This window comes from Actinomadura madurae, assembly GCF_900115095.1.
Classification (GTDB): domain Bacteria; phylum Actinomycetota; class Actinomycetes; order Streptosporangiales; family Streptosporangiaceae; genus Spirillospora; species Spirillospora madurae.
In genome coordinates, this window is the sequence record NZ_FOVH01000029.1 from 54,196 (window position 1) to 75,032 (window position 20,837).

Sequence of the window (20,837 nt, forward strand, 5' to 3'; positions counted from 1 at the left end):
CCTATCGGGGTGCACGATCTGTTGTGAAAACGCTTCCCGACCCCCTGGAGGCCCGCGTGGCGCTCTCCTTCCTCGACCAGCGGCACACCGTCGCGAAACCGGGCTACAACCGCTGGCTGATCCCGCCCGCGGCCCTGGCCGTCCACCTCTGCATCGGGCAGGCCTACGCCACCAGCGTCTACAAGACCGCCCTCGTCAAGCACTTCGACGTCAGCCTCACCGCGATCGGCGTCATCTTCTCCATCGCGATCGTCATGCTCGGCGCCTCGGCGGCCGTCATGGGCACCTGGGTCGACCGGGTCGGGCCGCGGCGCGCCATGTTCACCGCCGCGTGCTTCTGGGCGTCCGGCTTCCTCGTCGGCGCCCTCGGCATCGCCACCAAGCAGCTGTGGCTCGTCTACATCGGCTACGGGTTCATCGGCGGCATCGGGCTCGGCATCGGCTACATCTCCCCGGTGTCGACGCTGATCAAGTGGTTCCCGGACCGGCCGGGCCTCGCGACCGGCATGGCCATCATGGGCTTCGGCGGCGGCGCGCTGGTCGCCTCCCCGCTGTCGCGCGAGCTGCTGTCCCGCTACGACCCGGACGGCGACCCCTCGTCCGGCGCGGCCGTCGCCTGGCTCTTCGTCACGCTCGGCGCCGTCTACTTCCTGGTGATGATGCTCGGCGTCTTCAACGTCCGGGTCCCCGCCCCCGGATGGCGCCCCGCCGGGTTCGACCCGGCGGCGGCGCAGGCCAGGACGCTGGTGACGGCGAACAGCGTGTCCGCCGCGTCCGCCATCAAGACGCCCCAGTTCTGGCTGCTCTGGACGGTGCTGTTCTGCAACGTCACCGCCGGGATCGGCATCCTCGAACAGGCCGGGCCGATGATCAGCGACTTCTTCCGCTCCGGCGGCTCCACCTCGGTGTCGGCGACCGAGGCGGCCGGCTTCGTCGGGCTGCTGTCGATGTTCAACATGGCCGGCCGGTTCGTCTGGTCGTCGACCTCGGACTACATCGGCCGCAAGCCCACCTACATCGGCTACCTCGGCGTCGGGATGGGCGCCTACATTCTGCTGGCGCTGTTCGGGGACGCCTCCACCGCGTTCTTCATCGCGCTCGCCGCCCTGATCATCTCGTTCTACGGCGGCGGCTTCTCGACCGTCCCGGCCTACCTGCGCGACCTGTTCGGCACCTACCAGGTCGGCGCCATCCACGGCCGGCTGCTGACCGCCTGGTCGGCGGCGGGCATCGCCGGGCCGCTGATCGTGAACCGGTTCCTGGACGCCCGCGGCGAACCGGGCGCCCTGGTCGCCGGCGACTACCGGCCCGCCCTGTTCACCATGGTCGGCGTCCTCGCGATCGGCTTCGCCGCCAACCTGTTCATCAGCCCGGTCGCCGAACGCCACCACGTCACCGCGGCCGAACCCCGCGTCCCCGACCGCAGCCCGGCCACCTGACGCGGCCCGGCCCCACCACCCGAAGGAGCACCACCATGGCGTCGACCGAGGGCAGTGCACCGGACGAGGTCCGCACCGATCCGGCCGTCCCGCGACTCGTCCTCTCCTGGACCATCGTCGGCATCCCGCTGATCTACGGGGTCGTCGAGACGATCAGGGCGATCCTCCCCCTCTTCGGACAGTGACCCCGGCTCCCCTGCCAGGGGCGCGCGCCGGCACGCGGAGGACGACCGGGCCCAGCAGCCCGGTCGTCCGCTGCCCGGAGAACACGAAGTGGGTGGGACTGGTCTCGTCGAGGTAGGGGGCGAGGGTTCCGTGGACGACGACCTCGATCTCGTTGCGGCCGGCGCGCAGCGAGGCGCCGAGGTCGAAGGTGTACGGGGTGCAGATCCGCACGCCCGCCGGGGTCCCGTTCACGGTGGCCTCGGCGGTGCCGCGGACGCGGCCGAGGTCGAGTACGGCCCGCTCCGGGCGCGCCGGGAGGTCCAGGACGCGCCGGTAGCGGACGCCGCCGCTGTATCCGGCGAGCCCGGCGTCCTCCCAGTCGCCCAGCTCGATCACTCCCGGGGCGGTCGTGAACCGGACCGGGCCCGCCAGTGCCGCGCCGTCCCGGTGCTCGGGCCGGGTCCGCAGGCGCAGCTCGGCGGTCCCGGCCGGTTTTCCGCGCCCGGGGAGTTCGAGATCGAACCGGCCCGTCCCGTCGTGGGCGATGCGGAGCGCTGTCCCGTCGAGTGAGATGCCGAGGACCTCGGCCCGCGCGGTGAAGCGCATCCGGGTCGCGCCGGGCGGCACCGCGAACCGCAGCCGCTCGATCCTGGGCGGCGCGCCGGGAACGGCGAAGGACGCGGGCAGGACGGTGCCGTCGGCCGCGCCGTCCTCCAGCCAGTGCGCGCCGGGCAGCGGATGCGGGCGCCTCCGCACGTGGAGGGCGGCGGGGTCGCCGGACTGCGCCCGCCTGGGCGCGACGGGCACCGGTACGCCGTCGCGGGCGGCGTGCCAGCCGGTGCCCGACACGACCGGGCCGTCCACCAGGGCGGCGGCCGGGTTCCCGTTCTCGGTGAGGACGAGCGTCAGCCGTCCCCCGGGGACGTCCGGCAGCGCGTAGCGCCCGACCCTTGGAGCCTCCTGCTCGGCGTACGGGTCGAAGCCGCCCTGCCGTCCGATCTCCGCGCCGTCGACCAGGATCCGGCATGGGGAGGCGGACGCCACCTGGAGGAGCGACGCGCCCGTGCCGCGCGGGAGTTCGGTGCTGAAGACGACCTCCGCCCCCGGACGGGCGGCACCCGCCGCGGTGATCCACTCCGGCCGCAGGCAGCGGGCGGGATCGGTCACGACCGACAGGTGGCCGCGGAGCCGCACGTCCGTCTCGGGGACCAGGCGCAGTTCCAGGACGTGGTCGCCGGGCGGAAGCGGGGCCCGTCCCACGGCCAGGTAGCCGTGGTCGTCCAGGGGGATCTCGGTCCCGTCCGCCGTGAGGGTCTTGGCGGCGGCGAAGCCGATCAGGGGGAACCCGCCGGAGCCGGGCACGGTGACGCGGGCGCGCAGGGTCACCGTCCGTCCCGCCGCGGCGTCGCCGAAGTCGAGGAACTCCTCGGGGACGTGCCCCTTCGGGCCGAGCACCGCCCGATGGACCGGGTCCTTGCGGATGCCGCGCGAGTCGGAGTAGACGACCGGCCGCCACTGACCGTCCGGTCCGGACCACAGCCCGTGAGGCCCGAAGGTCGCGTGCACCGGTGCCCATTCGCCGGACGGGTCGTCCTCCGCCCTGTGCCACAGCCGCCAGCGCTCCACCGGCGCGATCTCACCGGCCGGGCGGGCGAAGTCGCCCCAGGTGTTGTCGAGGGTCGGCACCAGCTCCATGTCCCAGGTGGACCCGAGGTCGATCTCCTCTTCCGGGCCCCGTTCGGTCGTCTCCGGCTCCTCGCCTCCCGCCTCGCCCGGGAACACCAGCAGGGCCGCCGGGCCGTCATCGAACGGGACGACGACCTCCACCCCCGACGGCACCGGGGTTGAAGGCAGCGTGCGCGGCGGGCCGCCGAAGGGGCCGACCAGCAGCGCGGGGCCCGTGACACCGTGGACGCGGACGCGCATGCCGCGGTGATAGCGGCCCGGGTCGAAGTCGTAGGTCACGTCGAGCCAGCCCAGGTCGGCGCCGCGCTCGTCCGGACGGCCGACCGACACCCGGCTCGCCATGGACTCCGCCGCCGTCAGGAACACCACCGTCGCGCCGTCGACCTCGCGGACGAGGGCGGGCACCGGGGCCTCCACCCGCCGGGAGCCCTCCAGCAGCGGCCCGAGGGAACCGGCGTCCGGCACGGTCTCCACCATCGTCGCGAGCCGCGCCACGGCCGCGCCCGCGGCGGGGTCGCCGACGCCGTGCCGGGGCACCGGCCCGACGGACACCACCCGGCCGCCGCGCTCGGCCAGCGCGACCAGCCGCCGCGCGGTCTCGCCCTCAAGGACGGTGCACGCGGGCAGCAGGACCGTGCCGTACGACTCGCCCGCGACGTCCAGCCGTCCCCCGGTCACCGTGGCCCGCTGGACGGAGTCGTCGTCGATGACGTCGGCGTCGACACGGAGCCGGTCCAGGACACCGGGAACCATCTGGAACCACGCCATGTCGCCCACCAGCGCCCGGTAGGTCTCCTGCGCCAGCGCGGCGGACGGATCCACACCGTCCAGCCGGGTGCCCGCCTGGGCGGTCGCGGTCGGGAGCAGCACGGCCACGTCGCAGACATGGCGGCCCAGCGACAGCGCCGCGCACAGCCGCGCGACCGCGTCGGCGAAGACGCGGTGATGGGCCCAGTACGGCTGCCGCCAGTCGGTGGAGGGCGGCGCCCACTCCCACCAGCCGCCCTTGGTCGTGTAGTAGACGGCGTGCGGGTTGTAGAGGGTGGCGCCGGCGCGCAGCCACGGCAGCAGCCAGTCGAAGGTCTCCTCCAGCGTGCCTCCCCACCCGCTGGAGTGGAACGCCTCGATCCAGACCCGGTCCCGGCCGTACAGGTGGGCGAGGGACGCGTGGATCCGCGCGTCGCCGTGGTGGTCCGAGCCCGGGGCGCCGAACCAGCGGTGCGTCCGGGCGTAGTCGGCGTACAGCCGCACTCCGTCCACCGGGTGCCCGGCGCGGGCCGGATCCTGCTGGTCGCAGCCGTGCAGGAGGCCGTGCCGGGCGTGCCACGCGGCCAGCGGGCGGAAGAACGCCTCCTCCGCCAGCTCCGCCCGGGTGAGGTGGTAGTCGCGGCGGACCCGGCCCGCCCTGTCGCCGGCGAGGACGTCGCCGCCCTTCCACAGGGACGGCAGGTGCGGCTCCAGGTCGTAGCCGCGGCGGGCGGCGAACTCCGCGGCGAACCCCCGCGTCCAGGTCGGCAGCGCGGGCAGCTCGTCCTGGAACGACCCGACGATCACGGTGCCGAGGCGGTGCCCCAGCCGCCGCTCGAACTCCCCGTGGACGCGGTCGAGCAGTGCCGCGCACGCGTCCGCCGACAGGTAGTCGAAGCCGCGCGGCGCCGTCCGGCCGTCCGGCTCCAGCCACCGCCCGGCGAACTCGGGGACGTCGCGGACGAGCCGCGCCTGGAGGTCGGCGCCGGAGAAGCCGAGCTGGTCGTAGAACCACAGCGACACCCCGAGGCCCGCCGCGTCCTCGCACACCCCGTCGAGCAGCTCCCACCAGGCGCCGGTGAAGAACGCGGGCTCGTCGGCGTCCGCGCCGAACATCGGGCCGGACGGCGCGAGGTTGAGGATCACCAGGTTGTACACGCCGCCCTCGGCGAAGCGTTCGAGCTGGCCGCGCAGCCGCCGCCGGTCCAGCCGCTCGCCGCTCCACCACCAGATCGGGGCGGGGGAGAAGGCGCGGGGCGGCGCGTCCAGCACCGCCCGAAGCCGGCCGGGGATCATCCCTTCAGCCCGCTCGCGAAGCCCTTGATCACGTACCGCTGGAGCACCAGGAACACGGCCAGGATCGGCAGCGACGCGAGCACCAGCCCGGCGAACACCAGCCCGTTGTCCGAGACGTACTGGCCGACGAAGGCGAAGATCCGCACCGGGACCGTCTCCCGGGTCGAGCCGCCGAGGTACAGCAGGGGCGTGAAGAAGTCGTTCCAGATGAACACCGCGTTGAGGATCAGCACGGTGCCCGTGACGGGCCGCAGCAGCGGGAACACCACCCGGGTGAACGCCCGGACGTGGCCGGCGCCGTCGATCAGCGCGGCGTGCGCGTAGTCGCCGGGCAGCGCCCGGATGAATCCCGTGTAGAGGAAGATCGTGAAGGGCAGCTGGATCCCGGTGTAGAAGATGACCATGCCCTGGTAGGTGCCGAGCAGCCCCGCCCCGTCCACCAGCTTGAACAGCGGGATCATCCCGAGCTGGAACGGGAGCACGATGCCCAGCAGGAACAGCACGTACAGCCCGTAGCCCAGCCGGGAGGCGCGCCGGGACAGGAAGTAGGCGGCGAACGAGCCGAGCGCGATCAGCGCCACCAGGCTCGCCACCGTGATCACCGTGCTGTTCATCAGGGCCGGGCCCAGCTCCGCGCGCGTCCACGCCGCGGAGTAGTTGTCCAGCGCCGGGCTCCCGGGCGGTGCCAGCGGCGACTCGGCGACCTGCCGCTCGTCCTTCAGCGACAGCGTGACCAGGGCGTACACGGGGAACAGGAAGGCGACCGCGGCGGCGATCATCACCAGCTCCAGCCCGAACGTGCGCAGCCCGTACCGGACGTTCACGTGACCTCCCGTCCTCGCAGGTAGTGGATCTGCACCATGGACACCGCGGCCACGAACAGGGCCAGCACCAGCGCGATCGACGTGCTGTAGCCGAAGTTGCCGAACACGAACGCCTGCTTGTACAGCACCGTCGACAGCGTCTCGCTGGCGTGCCCCGGACCGCCGCTCGTCGCGGCGTAGACCTGGTCGAACAGCTTGAGGCCGCCGATCGTCGACAGCATCAGGTTGATCGTGACCGCGGGCGCCAACAGCGGCCACGTCACGTTCCGGAACCGCTGGAACCGGCCCGCCCCGTCGATCATGGCCGCCTCGTGCAGCTCCTCCGGCACCCCCTCCAGCCCGGCCAGGAAGATCACCATCGAGTACCCGGCGAACTGCCAGATCACCATCCCCGCGACCGACCACAGCGCCAGGGACGGGTCGCCCAGCCAGTCCTGCCGCAGCCCGCCGAGGCCCACCGCGCCGAGGATCCCGTTGAGCCCCGCGCCGGGCGCCGGGTTGTAGATGTACTTCCACAGGAACGCCACCATCACGGGGCTGACGACGGCCGGGGCGAAGAACACGACCCGCAGCACCGTCCGGGACTTCAGCCGGGCGTGCACGCCGAGCGCCAGCAGCAGCCCGATGGCGTTCTGGACGACCACGATCGCCACGGTCAGCCCCAGCGTGTTCATCAGGGAGCCGCGCGCCGCCTCGTCCCGGAACAGCCGGGTGAAGTTCGCCAGCCCGTTGAAGCCGCGCTCGCCCAGCCCGTTCCAGTCGGTGAAGGCGTACACGACGCCGCTGAGGCTCGGGTACAGCACGACCAGCGCGTAGACGGCCAGGGCGGGCGCCGCGAACCACCACGGCGGCGAGAGGAAGCGGGCGCTCCGCCGCCGGCGGGCCGCGGCGCGCGGCCGGGCGGGCCGTTTCGCCGCGGCGGGACGGAGGGTGGAGGTCAAGGTCACTTCTTCCGGTAGGTCTCGTCCAGCGTGGCCAGCGCCTTCGCGACGGTCGTCTTCCCGCCGAGCAGTTCCTGCACCGCCGCGAAGTGGGCCGGCTGCACCTCGGCGTTCGGCCACGCCTGGTCCATGAACGGCACGGCCTTGTTGCCGTCGATGAACGGCAGGAACGGCTCCAGGACCGGGTCGATCTTCGATCCGGAGTCGCGGCTGAGCGGCACGCAGGCGACGGCCTCGGCCCAGCGGTTCATGTTCTTCTGCTCGCCGAGGAACTCGATGAACGCCTTGGCGGCGTCCTTGTTCTTGCTGCGCGCGCTGACGCCCAGGCCGACGACCACGCCCGCCGGGATCCAGACCCGGTTCGCGTCGGCCGCGCCCGGCACCGGGAACATGGCGAGGTCATCGGGGCTCGCGGCGGCCTTGCGGAAGTCGGGGAGCACCGCCGACACCTGGATCGCCATCGCGGCCTTGCCGGTGGCGACCATCGACGTCTGCTGCTCGAAGGTGGTGCCGTTGGGGTTGTCGTTGAAGTACCCGCGCTTCTGCAACTCCAGGTACATGTCCAGGGCGTCCGCCCAGCCCGAGTTCGCGAAGCTCGCCTGGCCCGCCTGCATCTGCTCGTCGAACTTCGGGTTCTTCGCGTACACCGTGGACGGGACAAGGGCGTACGTGATCAGCTGGGTGACCCACGGGGTCTGCGCGCCCAGCGCGATCGGCACCGTGCCCTTCTTCTTCAGCTTCTCGCAGACGTCCAGGAACCCCTGCCAGGTGGTGGGAGGCTCGACGCCCGCCTTCGTGAAGGCCTTCTTGTTGTAGACGGCGCCGATGACGCTCGACCCGGCCGAATACAGGAACGTCTTGCCGTCGAGCTGGAAGGCCGGCGTGAGGCCGGCCGGGATGCGCTTGGTCCACGCCTGGTCGCTCAGGTCGGCCAGCAGGCCCGTCTGGGCGATCTGCGCCATGCTCATCGCGGAGCCGTTCCCGGGGAACACCACGTGCACGTCCGGGGCGTTGCCCGCGCCGAGCTGGGTGCGCACCGAGGTCTGCACCTGGTCGGTGGGGGCGTAGGACGTGCTGAACTTCGCCGCGGTGTACTCCTTGAGCAGCAGGTCGAGCGGCTTCTGCTGGTCGGCGACCCCGACCAGCCGCAGCGTCCCGCCGCCCGAGCCGGACGTCCCGCCGCAGGCCGCGAGCGCCCCGAGGGCGGCGACGCCGCCGGTCAGGCCGAGGAAGCCGCGGCGGCTGAGGGGCGCCGTCCGGATCGACGATGTCATGAGTCCTCCTCGCGACCGGGGCGGGGCGGGGAGCTTGCCTCTCCCGATCGATGCATCCGAAAGCTGTGAATTAACACCCACAAGTGTGAGATGGAGGCTAGAGATAGCGAGGAGGGGAGTCAAGATGTCAGATGCATCACGTTATGACGTGCTGGAACGTCAGCACGCAGCAACGCTCTCCGGCGTCGGGGGGTACATCGAGGTGAGATAACAACAACATCCCACGTTATGGAGCCGTCAGACGGTGGCGATCTCGTAGGCGACCTTGTGCTCGTCCAGCTCGCGCAGCGCCTCGGCGCCCGCGCCGTCGTCGACGATGACGCGGTCGAACGCCGACAGCGGCGCCACCCGGTGCAGCGCGACGCGGGCGAGCTTGGAGTGGTCCACCAGCAGCACGTTGCGGGCGGCGGCCTCCAGCATCGCCCGCTTGACCGACACGATGTGCTGCTCCTGGTGGTAGGCGAACCCGCCGGAGACGGCCGAGGTCGACACGAAGCAGAGGTCGACGCGCAGCGCCATGACGGCGTCCACGCAGGAGACCCCGAGGAAGGAGTCGTGCAGCGAGTCGTACTCCCCGCCGAGCGCCATCAGGCGGATGCCGCGCTCGCGCGCCAGCAGGTTGGTGGTCTCCAGGAAGTTCGTGATCACCGTGAGGGGGGTGATGCCGGTCAGCCGGCGCGCCAGGGCCAGCGTGGTCGTGGAGTCGTCCAGCATCACCGCCATGCCGGGCTCCACCAGGGCGGCGGCCTTCGCGGCGATGGCGTCCTTGGCGGCCTGCATCGACTTCATGCGGTAGGCCACGTTGCTCTCGAACACGCCCGACGGCTGCGCGGTGACCCCGCCCCGGTACTTGCGGACGATGCCCTGCCGTTCGAGCTCGTCCAGGTCGCGGTGGATCGTCATGAGGCTCACGCCGAACCGCTCGGCCAGCTCCCCGGCGGTCACCGAGCCCGCCGACAGCACGTGGTCGGCGATGGCCTGGCGGCGGGCGTCCGGCCCGCGCCGGCCGCTGATGTCCTTGGTCATGCTGCGATCCTCTCGTGGCCGCGCACCGGCGGGCGGGCGATCCGCGGCGGAGCGCCAACGGTAAATTCACACCTTACAGTGATAACTCCCGGCCGGACGTCCCGCGTGCGGGAGACACGCGAGGCGCGGCGCCCGAGGAACCCGGCCTCCCATCTGGCAACCTTCGTGTGTGACCGAGAGATCCTTCGCCGTCAGAGCCCTGCCCGAGGGGCTGCGCGCGTTCCTGGCGACGGAGACCGGCAGCACCAGCGTGCTCCTCGCCGGGACGCTCGCCGGCCTGGTGTGGGCGAACCTCCCGCTGGGCTACTCCTACGACGAGTTCTGGCACACCGATCTCGCGGTGACCCTCGGGGAGCACGGCTTCTCCCTCACCCTGCGCGAGTGGGTGAACGACGGGCTGATGACGCTGTTCTTCTTCGTCATCGGCCTGGAGGTCAGCCGCGAGCTCCGGCTCGGGCAGCTGCGCGACCGGCGCCTCATCGCGGTGCCGGCGGTGGCCGCGCTCGGCGGCGTCATCCTGCCGGCGGTGGTGTACATCGCGCTGAACGCCGGCGGCCCCGGCGCGTCCGGCTGGGGCATCCCGATCGCCAGCGACACCGCGTTCGTGCTGGGGCTGCTGGCGGTGATCGGCACGCGCTGCCCCGAGCCGCTGCGCGCGTTCCTGCTGACCCTCGCGGTCGTCGACGACGTCGCCGCGATCCTGGTGGTCGCGGTCTTCTACACCGAGGACCTGTCGCTGCTCGCGCTGGCGGCCGCGGTGGTGCTCGTCGGGCTGATCGTCGCGCTGCGGTGGCTGCGGATCTGGCGCGCGCCCGCCTACACCCTGCTCGGCGTCGGCGTGTGGGCCGCGATGCTGGCGAGCGGCGTCCACCCGACCCTGGCCGGCCTGCTCCTCGGCGTGCTGGTCGCCGTCTACGCGCCGACCGAGTACAAGCTCCTCGCGGCGAGCGAGATCGTCCAGGCCCTGTCGCGCGACCCGAGCCCCGCCCTCGCCACCGAGGCGCTCCGGACCGTCCGGCGGACCGTGTCGGTCAACGAGCGCCTCCAGCTGCGCATGCACCCGTACACGAGCTACGTCATCGTGCCGATCTTCGCGCTCGCCAACGCGGGCGTCGTCCTCGACGGCGAGGCGTTGCGCGCCGCGGCCACGTCCCCGGTCACCCTCGGAATCGTCGCCGGCCTCGTGCTCGGCAAGTTCGCGGGCATCGCGGCCGGGGCCTGGCTCCCGCTCCGGCTCAACTGGGGCGACCTGCCCGGGAACCTGGTGTGGGGCCAGCTGCTCGGCGGCGCCGCGGTGTCGGGCATCGGCTTCACGGTCTCCCTCTTCGTCACCGAGCTGGCGTTCTCCGGAGAGCCCGCCCTGCAGAGCGACGCCAAGATCGGGATCATCGCCGGCTCCCTGCTGGCCGCCGCGTGCGGCTGGCTGATCTTCCGGCTCGCCTGGAATCGGGGCGCCGTCTGCGCCCCGCCCGGCGCAGCCCCGCCCGAGCCGGACTTCGTGCCCGAGCCGCCGCCGCCCGTCACGTCCCGCGACCACGTCCTCGGCCCCGCCGACGCCCCCGTGACCCTGATCGAGTACGGCGACTTCGAGTGCCCGTACTGCGGCCGCGCGAAGGACGCGATCAGGGCGACCCGGGAACACTGGGGCGACCGGTTGCGCTTCGTGTTCCGGCACTTCCCGCTGCGCGAGGTCCATCCCCACGCGGTCTCCACGGCCGTGGTCTCGGAGTCCGCCGCCGACGCGGGCCGCTTCTGGGAGATGCACGACATCCTCTTCGACAACCAGCTGGCCCTGACCGACGCGGACCTGACCGAGTACGGCGACCGGCTCGGCCTCCAGGTATGGACCGACCTGGACCGCCACCGCGACCGCGTCCAGTCCGACCGCGACAAGGGCGAGCGCGCCGGCGTCAGCGGCACCCCCACCTTCTTCATCAACGGAACCCTCTACGACGGCCCCTACGACACCGACTCCCTGATAGCCGCAATAGCCACCGCCCTGAACGAACCCCCTGCCCCCTGACCGGGGCCGGGAGTGTCGGCGGGGGGTCGTAGGGTCGGGGTATGTCGCGGCGGCGGTTCGATCAGGCGATGGGGAAGATGCGGGAGCCGGACGTGCGGGTCCGGGAGCACGCGTTCGACTTCCTGCGGGAGCATGCGGACGCGTACGTCGATGAGCTGATCGCGGAGTTCAGGACGGAGGGTGACCTCGACCTGCGCTGCCGGCTGCTGGAGCTCATCGCCGAGGCGCGGTCCGCGAAGGCGCTGGAGGTGTTCCGCGACGAGCTGGAGAGCATGGACGAGCCGCTCCAGTTCTGGGCGACCCGTGGCCTGGAGATGCTCGACTCCCGCGAGGCGGAGCGGGTCCTCGACGAAGCACGCGCCGACGGCCTGATCTCCTGACCGGCTCGGCGACCGCTCAGAAGCACTGGTCGGCCGTGACGATCTCCGCGCGCATGTTCTCCTCCATCATGCGGAGGGCCGCGTCGCCCAGGTCCGCGTGAATGTGCGCGACCGCGTCCCGGACGACCTTGATCTGGAAGTGCCGGACGTAGGCGTCCAGCGCGCTGTAGAGCACGCACTGCTCGGTGACCTGACCGGTGAGAACGACCTGGTCGACCTTCTCGCGGGAGAGCACGTACTCCAGCGCGGTGCCGTAGAAGGCGCTGTGCCTGACCTTCGCCAGGAAGCCGCAGCCGGACGGCGGCACGATGGGTTCGACGAGGTCGGGCCGCCGCCCTTCCAGCGCCCGTTCGATGAGGTCCTGCCGGTCGGCCGAGAAGTCGCCGTAGTTGTCGTTCACGTAGAGGACGAGGACATCGTCGTTTTTACCGGCGACGTCCAGCAGGTGGCGGAGCGGGCCGATCATGTCCTGGACGTTCTCCGCCAGCGGCCCCGCGTCCGGGTGCTCGTAGGGATTCAGCATGTCGATGACGATCAGCGCGCTTCGGGTCACAGCCAAGCCCTGCCCGCCCGAGACCGCGACGATGCCACATCGACCGCCCGAATCTGCTCTAAGTGTGACCTTGGATCAACGCCAGTAAATCCAGGGATTGACGAGGGCCTCTGATGATCTCAAGCTGTCCACGGGACGGTGAAGGGAGCGAGGGATGACGGCAGAAACGGCGGCGGCGACGGAACTGCTGGTCGCCAAGGGAGCCCGTGCGGTCAAGCATCCGGGCGGGACGCTGCTGGAGCACCTCCTGCGCGTCCATGCCCTCCTGGACGGTTGGGGTGCGCGGCCTGCGCTGGGCCTTGCCGGTCTGTGCCACGCCTTCTACGGAACCGATGGATTCGCCACCTCCCTCGGTGACACCGGCCGGCGCGGGGAATTGCGCGAGGTCATCGGGGCGGAGGCCGAGGGGCTCGTGTACCTCTACGGCAGTTGTGAACGGGCCGGTACTTATCCGACCCTGAACCGGTTGGACGGTGCCTTCGCCGATCGCTTCGCCGGGACCGCACGTTCCATCTCGCCCGTGCAGCGCCGGGACTTCGCCGAACTGACCGTCGCCAACGAACTCGACGTCTTGGGTGCCGTCCGCGACGCCGATCGGGCAGAGGTCACCGCTCTACTGGATCTGTTCTCCTCTTGGAGGGCCCTGCTGACCGACCACGCCAACCAGGCCGTTGAGGACGCGTATTGAAGCTTCCGTGGGGCGCCTTTCGCCGCCTTTCATCCGGGCCTGCCGGTCCCGCGGAGCGAGCTCCTCCTTCTCGATCGCCGCGTCCTGTGGTACTCAGGCCGTACGGACGGAGCGGGCCGCGTCTTCCGCTCGGGGCGGTGATGCAGAGGCGATGGGTGCGAGCGCCGACATGCTGGCGGAAGCGTTAACGGCCGGGAACCGGAGCCGGACGGCGGCGGAGGGCCTGCCCCGCAGGCTGGTCGTGGTGCTGTTCGACGGCGCGCTGCTGGGGAGCATGTCCTTCGCGTCCGGCGTGTTCGAGCTCGCCGCGCACTACGGCGTCCTGCCCGGCGCGGACCTTCGGATCGTCGCGGGTGAGCCGGACGCCGCGCTCGTCGGGGGCGGGCTGTCGTGCCCCGTCCCCCACGACCTGGACGCGATCCGCGCGGCGGACCTGATCGTCGTCCCGAACCTGCCGCAGCCGAGGGCGGAACGCCCGCCCGAGCCGGTCCTGGAGGCATTGCGCGCGGCCCACGCGCGGGGCGCACGCGTGGCGGGACTGTGCAGCGGGGCCTTCGTCCTGGCCGCCGCCGGACTGCTGGACGGCCGCCGCGCGACCACGCACTGGTTGCTGGCGGCGCGGCTGGCCGAACTCCACCCGGCGGTCGAGGTGGACCCGGCCGTCCTGTACGTCGACGGCGGGGACGTGCTGACCGCGGGCGGAGGCGCCGCGGGGGTCGACCTCGGGCTGCACCTCATCCGGTCCATGCTGGGCGCCGCGGACGCCAACCGGCTGGCCAGGGCGCTGGTGGTGCCGCCGCACCGGCACGGCGGCCAGGCCCAGTTCGTCCGGTCGCCGGTCCCCGAACTCGACGCCGGGGACGACCCGGTGGCCGAGACGATCGTCTGGGCGCTCGGCCGCCTGGACTCGGCACTGCCCGTGTCCGCCCTGGCCCGGCGGGCGCACATGAGCAGGCGCAACTACGACCGCCGGTTCCGGGAGATCACCGGCTGCGCGCCGGCGCAGTGGCTGGCCCACCAGCGCGTCATCCGCGCGCAGCAGCTGCTGGAGACGAGCGACCTGCCGGTCGACCAGGTCGCCCGGCGCTGCGGCTTCCCCTCGGCCGCCGCGCTGCGCACGCACTTCCGGCGGTCGGCCGGGGTCACCCCCACCGAGTACCGCGAGACGTTCTCGCATCGAGGGCAGGACCCCGGGTTGTCCTGAAACCGTCGCCCGTTGGCCGAATCCGGGCTGATGCCGGGCCGTGCGGCCGGTGAGAATCGGGATGCCGGACCGCCGTCCATCCGGGACGACCGCCGGAACGCCCCGCGAGCCAGAGGGAACCCCGCCAGAACAGGAAGGCAGACCCGCTCATGCGCTCCCGTGGTCTGACGCTCGGCGCCGCCGCGATCCTCGCGGCCACCGGCCTCACCGTCCCCGCGTCCGCCGCCGCCCCTCCGCGCGCCGGAACGGCCGCCATCACAGCCACCGCCACGTTCAACACCCCGGGCGGAACCGAGATCGTCGATCACCTCACCGACCTGGTCCAGAACGCCGACCGGGGTTCGACGATCATGTTCACCGCGTACCGGTTCGAGGAGGGGGGCATCGCCGACTCGCTGATCGACGCCGCGCGGTCGCGGGGGGTGAAGGTCAGGCTCCTGGTGGACGGCGGCGCGCCCGGCACCGAGAACCAGCAGTTCGCACGCGTCAAGCAGGCACTCGACGGCGACGGCGACGACGAGACGTGGGCGCGCTACTGCCGGGACGCCGCCGGTGCGCCCGACCACCACTCCTGCCAGGGCACGGGCTCGATGCACAACAAGTTCGTGCTGTTCTCCAAGACCAAGGGGACCTCGAACGTGGTCTCGACCGGCTCGGCGAACCTGAACGGCACGTCCGGCCGCGCCGCCTGGAACAGCTGGTACACCCGCACGGGTGACGCGGCCCTCTTCCAGCGCTACGCCGGCTATTTCGCGGACATGGCGCGGATGCGGACGGACCTCGACTACTACAACACGAACCCGCCGGCGACCATCGGCGACATCAAGAGCTACTTCTACCCGCGCGAGCGCGTGGACGGCGACCTGTCCGCGAACGACACCGTCGTCCACACCCTGGAGGCGACCGGCTGCCCCGGGACGATCCGCATCGCCAACTGGTCCCTGACCAGGAGCGAGGTGGGCAAGGAGCTCGTCCGGAAGGCGAAGCAGGGCTGCACGGTCAGCATCGTCGCCCGCAAGATCCACGAGGCGGCCTGCACGCCGCTGGCCACCGCCGTCGAGGACGGTCTCCCGGTGCGGATGTGGTCGTACGAGCAGGGCGACGGCGAGGCCCCGAACTATGTGCACGCCAAGGACCTCCTGATCGAGGCGCCCTACCCGAACACCACGCGGGCCAAGGTCGTGTTCACCGGGACCGCCAACCTCAACCGGCCGTCCCTGGAGGCGAACGACGAGAACGTCATCAGGATCATGAACGACGACGCGACCTACACCGCGTTCGTGCGCAATCACGACCGGATCCTGGACCACGTCCAGAGCTCGGGGCAGGGCTTCGCCGTCAAGGGCGTCGCCGACTGCGACCGGGCCTGGTGATCGGGGGCCGTGCCCGCTGACGCCGCCGACCCACGGCGGCGTCAGCGGGCGCGCCGCGCCGCCCGCGACCTGCGGGTGTACTCCTGGCCGAGCGCGACCAGCAGCCAGGTGAACGCGGTGGCGTCGTCGACGACGCCGACCGGCAGGAAGACGTCGGGGATCAGGTCGACCGGCGAGACGATGTAGACGACCGCGACGACCATGGCGACGATCTTGCCGGTGGACGTCCGGTAGTAGGCCTGTGCCGCGCCGCCCGGGCCGGCGCGGCGGCGCCCGCGCAGCCGCAGGATGCCGGCGACCAGCAGCACCGCGCCCGCGGCCATCGCGATCGCGCCGGCCACCGTGAGGTCGACGCCGGCGAGGTCGCCGCTCGCGGTGAGCGCGGGGACGGCCCCCGCCACGACGAGGACGAGTCCGAGCCACACCATCGCGCACCTCCGGGGGGAGTCCTCTCGGGTATTGCCGCTCCGCGCCGTTCCACTCGCGCGCCGCCCGTCCGTCCTCACCGGCGCGACGGCGCCCTTGGCCGCGCGGGCGATCGGGTGTATTGCTGGTTGAACGATCGTTCAGGAGGATTTGTGGATTTTGCTCTGCCCGACGACCTGATCCGGCTCCTGGCCGACCTCGACGCCTTCATCGAGCGCGAGATCCTCCCGCTCCAGGCGCGGGACGACAACGAGCGCTTCTTCGACCACCGCCGCGAGTACGCGCGCACCGACTTCGAGAACGGCGGCGTCCCGCGTCCCGAGTGGGAGGAGCTGCTCGGCGAGATGTTCCGCCGCGCGGACGCCGCGGGCTGGCTGCGCTACGGGCTGCCCGAGGAGGTCGGCGGCTCCGGTGGGACGAACCTGGATATGGCGGTGATACGCGAGCATCTCGCCCACCGGGGGCTCGGGCTCCACAACGATCTCCAGAACGAGTCGTCGGTCGTGGGGAACTTCCCGTTCGTCCACATGCTGCTGGAGTACGGGACGCCGGAGCAGAAGGAGGAGTTCCTGGAGCCGATGCTGGCCCGGGAGAAGCGGATCGGGTTCGGCCTCACCGAGCCCGACCACGGCAGCGACGCGACCTGGATGGAGACCACGGCCGTCCGGGACGGCGGCGACTGGGTCCTCAACGGGGCCAAGCGCTTCAACTCCGGCATGCACTCGGCGACCCACGACGTGGTGTTCGCCCGGACGTCCGGCGAGCCCGGGGACGCGCGGGGCATCACGGCCTTCTTCGTGCCCGCCGACGCCGCGGGGTTCTCCATCGACTTCCATTGGTGGACGCTGAACATGCCCACCGACCACGCCGAGGTCACCATCCGGGACGTGCGCGTGCCCGGCTCGGCGGTCTTCGGCGCCGAGGGCGGAGGGCTCGCCGTCGCACAGACGTTCGTGCACGAGAACCGCATCCGGCAGGCCGCGTCCGGTGTCGGCGCCGGGCAGTACTGCATCGACCGCAGCGTCGAGTACGCGCGCAAGCGGCTGACGTTCGGGCGGCCGCTGGCCACCCGGCAGGCGATCCAGTGGCCCCTGGTCGAGCTGCGGACCGAGGCGGAGATGCTGCGCGGCCTCGTCCGCAAGACGGCCTGGGAACTGGACCGGGTCCCGCACCTGGAGATCAGCGACCGGGTGTCGATGTGCAACTACCGGGCGAACCGGTTCGTGTGCGAGGCGGCCGACCGGGCGATGCAGGTGCACGGCGGCCTCGGCTACACCCGCCACACCCCGTTCGAGCACATCTACCGGCACCACCGCCGCTACCGGATCACCGAGGGGGCCGAGGAGATCCAGATGCGGAAGGTGGCCGGCTACCTGTTCGGGTTCGCCGGCCCCGGCAAGGTGAAGAACTGACGCGTGGCGCCCACTGTCGGGGCGGCCCGGGTCAGGCGGCGTGGCCCTGGAGGATGGCGGTGAAGCGCTCGTCGGCGCGGTCGAGCTGGCCGGTGATGTGCCGCTTGATCCGGTCGCGCAGCGGGGTGTCCGGGCGGTTGATCAGCTCCTTGAGCTCGGGGACGAGCGGCCGGTACTTGCGCGCGAGCTTGCGGACCTTGGGGCCGGTGGTGTGGATCAGGCCGACGCCGTTGTCGGTGAAGTCCGACGCCTTGATGATCCGCGCCGCGGGATGGCGGTCCAGGCTCGCGGTGACGTGGGCGCGGTACTGGGCGTGGACGTCGCCGTCGCGGTCGTAGGCCGGGTTGGTCACGGCGCGGACGAGGCCGGCGACGCGCGGGCCGAACCGCCCGGCGAGGACGTCCAGCGCCGCCCCGGCGGGATCGTCGTGCCCCTCGCCGGCCAGGTCGGCCGGGTGGTCCTCGACGGAGTCGTGCAGCAGGCAGGCGACGAGCAGGTCCACGTCGTCCACCTCGTAGTGGCACATCACGCGCAGCGTCACCCGGAGCAGGTGGTTCACCACCGGCTCGCGCGATCGGCGGTCCTGCCGGTGCAGGTCGCCGGCCAGGGCCAGCGCCGTGCTCAGCCGCCGCCAGTCCGGCTCCCGGAAGCGGAGGATCTCGCGGGCGAACCGGTCGCGGAGCCCCGCCTCGCCGTACACCTCGGTGATCGTGTGGAGCGGGAGTGTCTGCAGGTAACTGGGCACCGTGCTCCCTTCTCGCGGGAAGGTGCCCCTGTCCGGGAGCGTGCGTGCCGTTCCCGCGTGCACCTCGGACGCGCCCGCCGGCGGTCCGGTTCCGCCGATGAGTTTCCGGGTCGGCGCAGGTCAGTACGGCCATGAACACTCACAAGCTCCAGACGGCCGGGGCCGAGATCGTCTACGACGTCCACGGCCCCGAGGACGTGCGCCCGCCGCTCGTCATGATCGGCCAGCCCATGGACGCCACCGGATTCCGCGCGCTCGCCTCGCACTTCCCCGATCGCACCGTGGTCGCCTACGACCCGCGCGGCCTCGGCCGCAGCACCCGCGCGGACGGCCGGGACGACCATGTGCCCGAGACCCAGGCCGCCGACGTGCACGCGCTCATCGAGGCGCTCGGCGCGGGTCCGGTCGAGATGTTCGCGAGCAGCGGCGGCGCGGTGACCGCGCTCGCCCTGGTGGCGGCGCACCCCGAGGACGTGACCGTCCTGGTGGCGCACGAGCCGCCCCTCATCCCGGTGCTCCCCGACGCCGAGGCCGCCGAACGCGCCCGCGCCGGCGTCCGCGACGCCTACGAGGGCGGGGGCTGGGGTGCCGGAATGGCGGCCTTCATCGCGATGACGTCGTGGCGGGGCGAGTTCACCGACGCCTACTTCGAGCAGCCCGCGCCCGACCCCGCCGCGTTCGGGATGCCGGCCGAGGACGACGGCTCGCGCGACGATCCGCTGCTCTCCGACCGGTCGTGGGCGGTCAGCGACCACCGGCCCGATGCCGGGGCCCTCGCCGCGGCGCCCACGCGGATCGTGATCGCGGTGGGCGAGGAGTCCGAGGGCGTCTTCACCGGGCGCACGTCGGTGGCGATGGCCGAGCTGCTCGGCCAGCGGGCGGAGGTGTTCCCGAGCCACCACGGCGGGTTCCTCGACGGCGAGTTCGGCTACGCCGGGCAGCCCGAGGCGTTCGCGCGCAGGCTTCGCGGGGTCCTTGGCGGCTGACCGATCTCTGGAGAGATCTCCCGAACCTGTCACAGGCGGAGGAGGTGCCCGGTCATAGCTGGCGACCGGGCGGCGACGGAGGCCCCCGGCGGACGGGAGGTCTCTCATGAAGATCGTGGTCATCGGCGGTACCGGCATGATCGGCTCCAAGCTCGTGGCGCGGCTCGGCGAGCACGGCCACGAGGCGGTCGCGGCCGCGCCGAACACCGGCGTCAACGCGCTCACCGGCGAGGGGCTGGCCGGGGCGCTGGACGGCGCGTCGGTGGTGATCGACGTGTCCAACTCGCCGTCCTTCGAGGACGCCGCGGTGCTGGAGTTCTTCGAGACCTCGACCGGCAACCTGCTGGCCGCGGAGGAGGCGGCCGGGGTCGGCCACCACGTCGCGCTGTCGGTGGTCGGCACCGGGCGGCGGCCCGACATCGGCTACTTCCGGGCGAAGGTCGCCCAGGAGGAGCTGATCAAGGACTCGCCGATCCCGTTCTCGATCGTGCACGCGACGCAGTTCTTCGAGTTCGCCCGCCGGATCGCGGACGAGGCCACGGACGGCGACGCGGTGCGGATGCCGCCGGTGCTCTTCCAGCCCATGGCGGGCGACGAGGTGGCCCAGAACGTCGGCAGGGTGGCGGTGGGCTCGCCGCTGAACGGCGCGGTCGAGATCGGCGGCCCCGAGCGGTTCCGGATGGACGAGTTCTTCCGGGACGCCCTGACGGCGTGGGACGACCCGCGCCGGATCGTCACCGACCCGCACGCGCACTACTTCGGCGCCGAGATGCGGGAGGGCGACCTCGTGCCGGGCGACGGCGCGACGCTCGGCGAGATCAAGTACGCCGACTGGCTGGCGAGCGGCGCCGGCAGGTAGCGCGGCCCGCCCGGACGGCGCCCGGACGACGTCCGGGCGGAACCGACACCGAAGGGAAGAAGCCATGAGCAGCACCGAACGGCCCACCGTCGTCCTGGTCCACGGGGCCTTCGCCGAGTCGGCGAGTTGGAACCGCGTCATCGCGGGCCTGCACGACCGCGGCCTGCCCGCCGTCGCCGTCGCCAACCCGCTGCGCGGCCTGGCCGGGGACGCCGCCTACGTGCGCGACGTGATCGACGGCATCGGCCGGCCGGTCGTCCTCGTCGGCCACTCCTACGGCGGCATGGTGATCACCGAGGCGGCGGCGGGCCTGGAGGCCGTGCGCTCGCTGGTCTACGTCGCGGCGTTCGCCCCGGACCCCGGCGAGAGCGCGCTGCTGCTGTCCGGCAAGTTCGAGGGCAGCACCCTGGCGAGCGCGCTGGTCGCGTACCCGGTGTCCACGGGGGGCAACGAGGTCCGGATCGCCGACGACAAGTACCACCGGCAGTTCTGCGCCGATGTGGACGCCGGCGAGGCGGCCCTTATGGCGTCGACCCAGCGCCCGGTCACCGAGCGCGCGCTGACCGACGGGCTCGGCACGAGCGAGCCGGCGTGGAGTACCAGGCCGTCGTGGTTCGTCATCGGCGAGGGCGACCTCAACATCCCCGCGGCGGCGGTGCGGTTCATGGCCGAACGCGCCTCCTCGCGCGGAACCCGGGAGATCCCCGGCGGCTCGCACGCGATCGCGGTGTCCCGGCCCGACGCCGTGGTCGCGAGCATCCTCGACGCCGTCGGGGACGAGGCAGGCTGA

At 72.3% G+C, this 20,837-nt stretch carries 19 protein-coding genes; 11 read left to right on the forward strand and 8 right to left on the reverse strand.

What is annotated here, in order from left to right:
- Nucleotides 1-23: 23 nt before the first annotated feature.
- Both BM339_RS44950 and BM339_RS50470 read left to right on the forward strand, forming a co-directional pair.
- Complete coding sequence (locus BM339_RS44950) at nt 24-1,439, forward strand: OFA family MFS transporter (RefSeq protein ID WP_021593773.1); 1,416 nt, start codon at nt 24-26, stop codon at nt 1,437-1,439.
- A 35-nt stretch (nt 1,440-1,474) separates the two neighbouring features.
- The gene (locus BM339_RS50470; protein WP_021593774.1) at nt 1,475-1,624 is read left to right on the forward strand and encodes an MFS transporter small subunit; all 150 of its coding nucleotides are present in this window, start codon (nt 1,475-1,477) and stop codon (nt 1,622-1,624) included.
- Here BM339_RS50470 and BM339_RS44955 read toward each other — a convergent pair.
- From BM339_RS44955 to BM339_RS44975, 5 genes are all read right to left on the reverse strand, one after another.
- Nucleotides 1,593-5,333 (reverse strand): glycosyl hydrolase, encoded by a 3,741-nt coding sequence (locus BM339_RS44955; RefSeq protein WP_075024812.1) that lies wholly within the window; start codon nt 5,331-5,333, stop codon nt 1,593-1,595. The two genes, BM339_RS50470 and BM339_RS44955, sit on opposite strands and share 32 nt — an antisense overlap.
- Complete coding sequence (locus BM339_RS44960; RefSeq protein ID WP_244938416.1) at nt 5,330-6,157, reverse strand: carbohydrate ABC transporter permease; 828 nt, start codon at nt 6,155-6,157, stop codon at nt 5,330-5,332. The genes BM339_RS44955 and BM339_RS44960 overlap by 4 nt, the downstream gene beginning before the upstream one ends.
- Nucleotides 6,154-7,098 (reverse strand): carbohydrate ABC transporter permease, encoded by a 945-nt coding sequence (locus BM339_RS44965; RefSeq protein ID WP_033331525.1) that lies wholly within the window; start codon nt 7,096-7,098, stop codon nt 6,154-6,156. The genes BM339_RS44960 and BM339_RS44965 overlap by 4 nt, the downstream gene beginning before the upstream one ends.
- A gap of 2 nt (nt 7,099-7,100) precedes the next feature.
- A complete protein-coding gene (locus tag BM339_RS44970) occupies nt 7,101-8,372 on the reverse strand; it encodes an ABC transporter substrate-binding protein (protein ID WP_083598552.1) in 1,272 nt (423 codons plus the stop codon).
- A 237-nt stretch (nt 8,373-8,609) separates the two neighbouring features.
- A complete protein-coding gene (locus tag BM339_RS44975; RefSeq protein ID WP_021593780.1) occupies nt 8,610-9,398 on the reverse strand; it encodes a DeoR/GlpR family DNA-binding transcription regulator in 789 nt (262 codons plus the stop codon).
- A gap of 169 nt (nt 9,399-9,567) precedes the next feature.
- Between BM339_RS44975 and nhaA the strand changes: the two genes are divergently transcribed.
- Nucleotides 9,568-11,421 (forward strand): Na+/H+ antiporter NhaA, encoded by a 1,854-nt coding sequence (gene nhaA, locus BM339_RS44980; protein ID WP_021593781.1) that lies wholly within the window; start codon nt 9,568-9,570, stop codon nt 11,419-11,421.
- A gap of 41 nt (nt 11,422-11,462) precedes the next feature.
- The gene (locus tag BM339_RS44985) at nt 11,463-11,801 is read left to right on the forward strand and encodes a HEAT repeat domain-containing protein (protein WP_021593782.1); all 339 of its coding nucleotides are present in this window, start codon (nt 11,463-11,465) and stop codon (nt 11,799-11,801) included.
- Between the two features lie 16 nt (nt 11,802-11,817).
- Here the strand turns inward: BM339_RS44985 and BM339_RS44990 are convergent, their stop codons facing one another.
- Entirely contained in the window at nt 11,818-12,354 is a 537-nt protein-coding gene (locus BM339_RS44990; RefSeq protein WP_075024813.1) for a cysteine hydrolase family protein, read from the reverse strand.
- 154 nt (nt 12,355-12,508) lie between these two features.
- On the opposite strand from BM339_RS44990, the gene BM339_RS44995 reads away from it, so the two are divergent.
- The 3 genes from BM339_RS44995 (at nt 12,509) to BM339_RS45005 (ending at nt 15,619) form a co-directional block, all read left to right on the forward strand.
- Nucleotides 12,509-13,042 (forward strand): DUF6817 domain-containing protein, encoded by a 534-nt coding sequence (locus tag BM339_RS44995; protein WP_075024814.1) that lies wholly within the window; start codon nt 12,509-12,511, stop codon nt 13,040-13,042.
- 274 nt (nt 13,043-13,316) lie between these two features.
- Nucleotides 13,317-14,246 (forward strand): GlxA family transcriptional regulator, encoded by a 930-nt coding sequence (locus tag BM339_RS45000; protein ID WP_052357452.1) that lies wholly within the window; start codon nt 13,317-13,319, stop codon nt 14,244-14,246.
- Nucleotides 14,247-14,395: 149 nt separating this feature from the next.
- Nucleotides 14,396-15,619 carry a phospholipase D-like domain-containing protein gene (locus BM339_RS45005; protein ID WP_075024815.1) on the forward strand — a complete coding sequence of 408 codons (1,224 nt, stop codon included), beginning with the start codon at nt 14,396-14,398 and terminating at the stop codon, nt 15,617-15,619.
- Between the two features lie 41 nt (nt 15,620-15,660).
- On the opposite strand, the gene BM339_RS45010 is transcribed toward BM339_RS45005, so the two are convergent.
- On the reverse strand, nt 15,661-16,047 hold the full coding sequence (locus BM339_RS45010) for a YkvA family protein (RefSeq protein WP_075024816.1): 387 nt from the start codon (nt 16,045-16,047) through the stop codon (nt 15,661-15,663).
- Nucleotides 16,048-16,197: 150 nt separating this feature from the next.
- On the opposite strand from BM339_RS45010, the gene BM339_RS45015 reads away from it, so the two are divergent.
- Entirely contained in the window at nt 16,198-17,457 is a 1,260-nt protein-coding gene (locus tag BM339_RS45015) for an acyl-CoA dehydrogenase family protein (RefSeq protein ID WP_075024817.1), read from the forward strand.
- Between the two features lie 31 nt (nt 17,458-17,488).
- Here the strand turns inward: BM339_RS45015 and BM339_RS45020 are convergent, their stop codons facing one another.
- On the reverse strand, nt 17,489-18,202 hold the full coding sequence (locus BM339_RS45020; protein WP_021593789.1) for an HD domain-containing protein: 714 nt from the start codon (nt 18,200-18,202) through the stop codon (nt 17,489-17,491).
- A 131-nt stretch (nt 18,203-18,333) separates the two neighbouring features.
- Between BM339_RS45020 and BM339_RS45025 the strand changes: the two genes are divergently transcribed.
- The 3 genes from BM339_RS45025 to BM339_RS45035 all read left to right on the forward strand — a co-directional run bounded on the left by BM339_RS45025 (nt 18,334) and on the right by BM339_RS45035 (nt 20,837).
- Nucleotides 18,334-19,188: an alpha/beta fold hydrolase gene (locus BM339_RS45025; protein ID WP_021593790.1), complete on the forward strand. Its 855-nt coding sequence runs from the start codon at nt 18,334-18,336 to the stop codon at nt 19,186-19,188.
- Nucleotides 19,189-19,294: 106 nt separating this feature from the next.
- Nucleotides 19,295-20,047: an SDR family oxidoreductase gene (locus BM339_RS45030; protein WP_021593791.1), complete on the forward strand. Its 753-nt coding sequence runs from the start codon at nt 19,295-19,297 to the stop codon at nt 20,045-20,047.
- A gap of 64 nt (nt 20,048-20,111) precedes the next feature.
- Nucleotides 20,112-20,837: an alpha/beta fold hydrolase gene (locus BM339_RS45035; RefSeq protein WP_021593792.1), complete on the forward strand. Its 726-nt coding sequence runs from the start codon at nt 20,112-20,114 to the stop codon at nt 20,835-20,837.

Bases quoted from the DNA above. Each gene is read 5' to 3' on its own strand.
- BM339_RS50470 (WP_021593774.1), top strand. From the start codon at position 1,475: ATGGCGTCGACCGAGGGCAGTGCACCGGACGAGGTCCGCACCGATCCG.
- BM339_RS44955 (WP_075024812.1), bottom strand. From the start codon at position 5,333: ATGATCCCCGGCCGGCTTCGGGCGGTGCTGGACGCGCCGCCCCGCGCC.
- BM339_RS44970 (WP_083598552.1), bottom strand. From the start codon at position 8,372: ATGACATCGTCGATCCGGACGGCGCCCCTCAGCCGCCGCGGCTTCCTC.
- BM339_RS44975 (WP_021593780.1), bottom strand. From the start codon at position 9,398: ATGACCAAGGACATCAGCGGCCGGCGCGGGCCGGACGCCCGCCGCCAG.
- BM339_RS44985 (WP_021593782.1), top strand. From the start codon at position 11,463: ATGTCGCGGCGGCGGTTCGATCAGGCGATGGGGAAGATGCGGGAGCCG.
- BM339_RS44995 (WP_075024814.1), top strand. From the start codon at position 12,509: ATGACGGCAGAAACGGCGGCGGCGACGGAACTGCTGGTCGCCAAGGGA.
- BM339_RS45000 (WP_052357452.1), top strand. From the start codon at position 13,317: ATGTCCTTCGCGTCCGGCGTGTTCGAGCTCGCCGCGCACTACGGCGTC.
- BM339_RS45005 (WP_075024815.1), top strand. From the start codon at position 14,396: ATGCGCTCCCGTGGTCTGACGCTCGGCGCCGCCGCGATCCTCGCGGCC.
- BM339_RS45010 (WP_075024816.1), bottom strand. From the start codon at position 16,047: ATGGTGTGGCTCGGACTCGTCCTCGTCGTGGCGGGGGCCGTCCCCGCG.
- BM339_RS45025 (WP_021593790.1), top strand. From the start codon at position 18,334: ATGAACACTCACAAGCTCCAGACGGCCGGGGCCGAGATCGTCTACGAC.
- BM339_RS45030 (WP_021593791.1), top strand. From the start codon at position 19,295: ATGAAGATCGTGGTCATCGGCGGTACCGGCATGATCGGCTCCAAGCTC.
- BM339_RS45035 (WP_021593792.1), top strand. From the start codon at position 20,112: ATGAGCAGCACCGAACGGCCCACCGTCGTCCTGGTCCACGGGGCCTTC.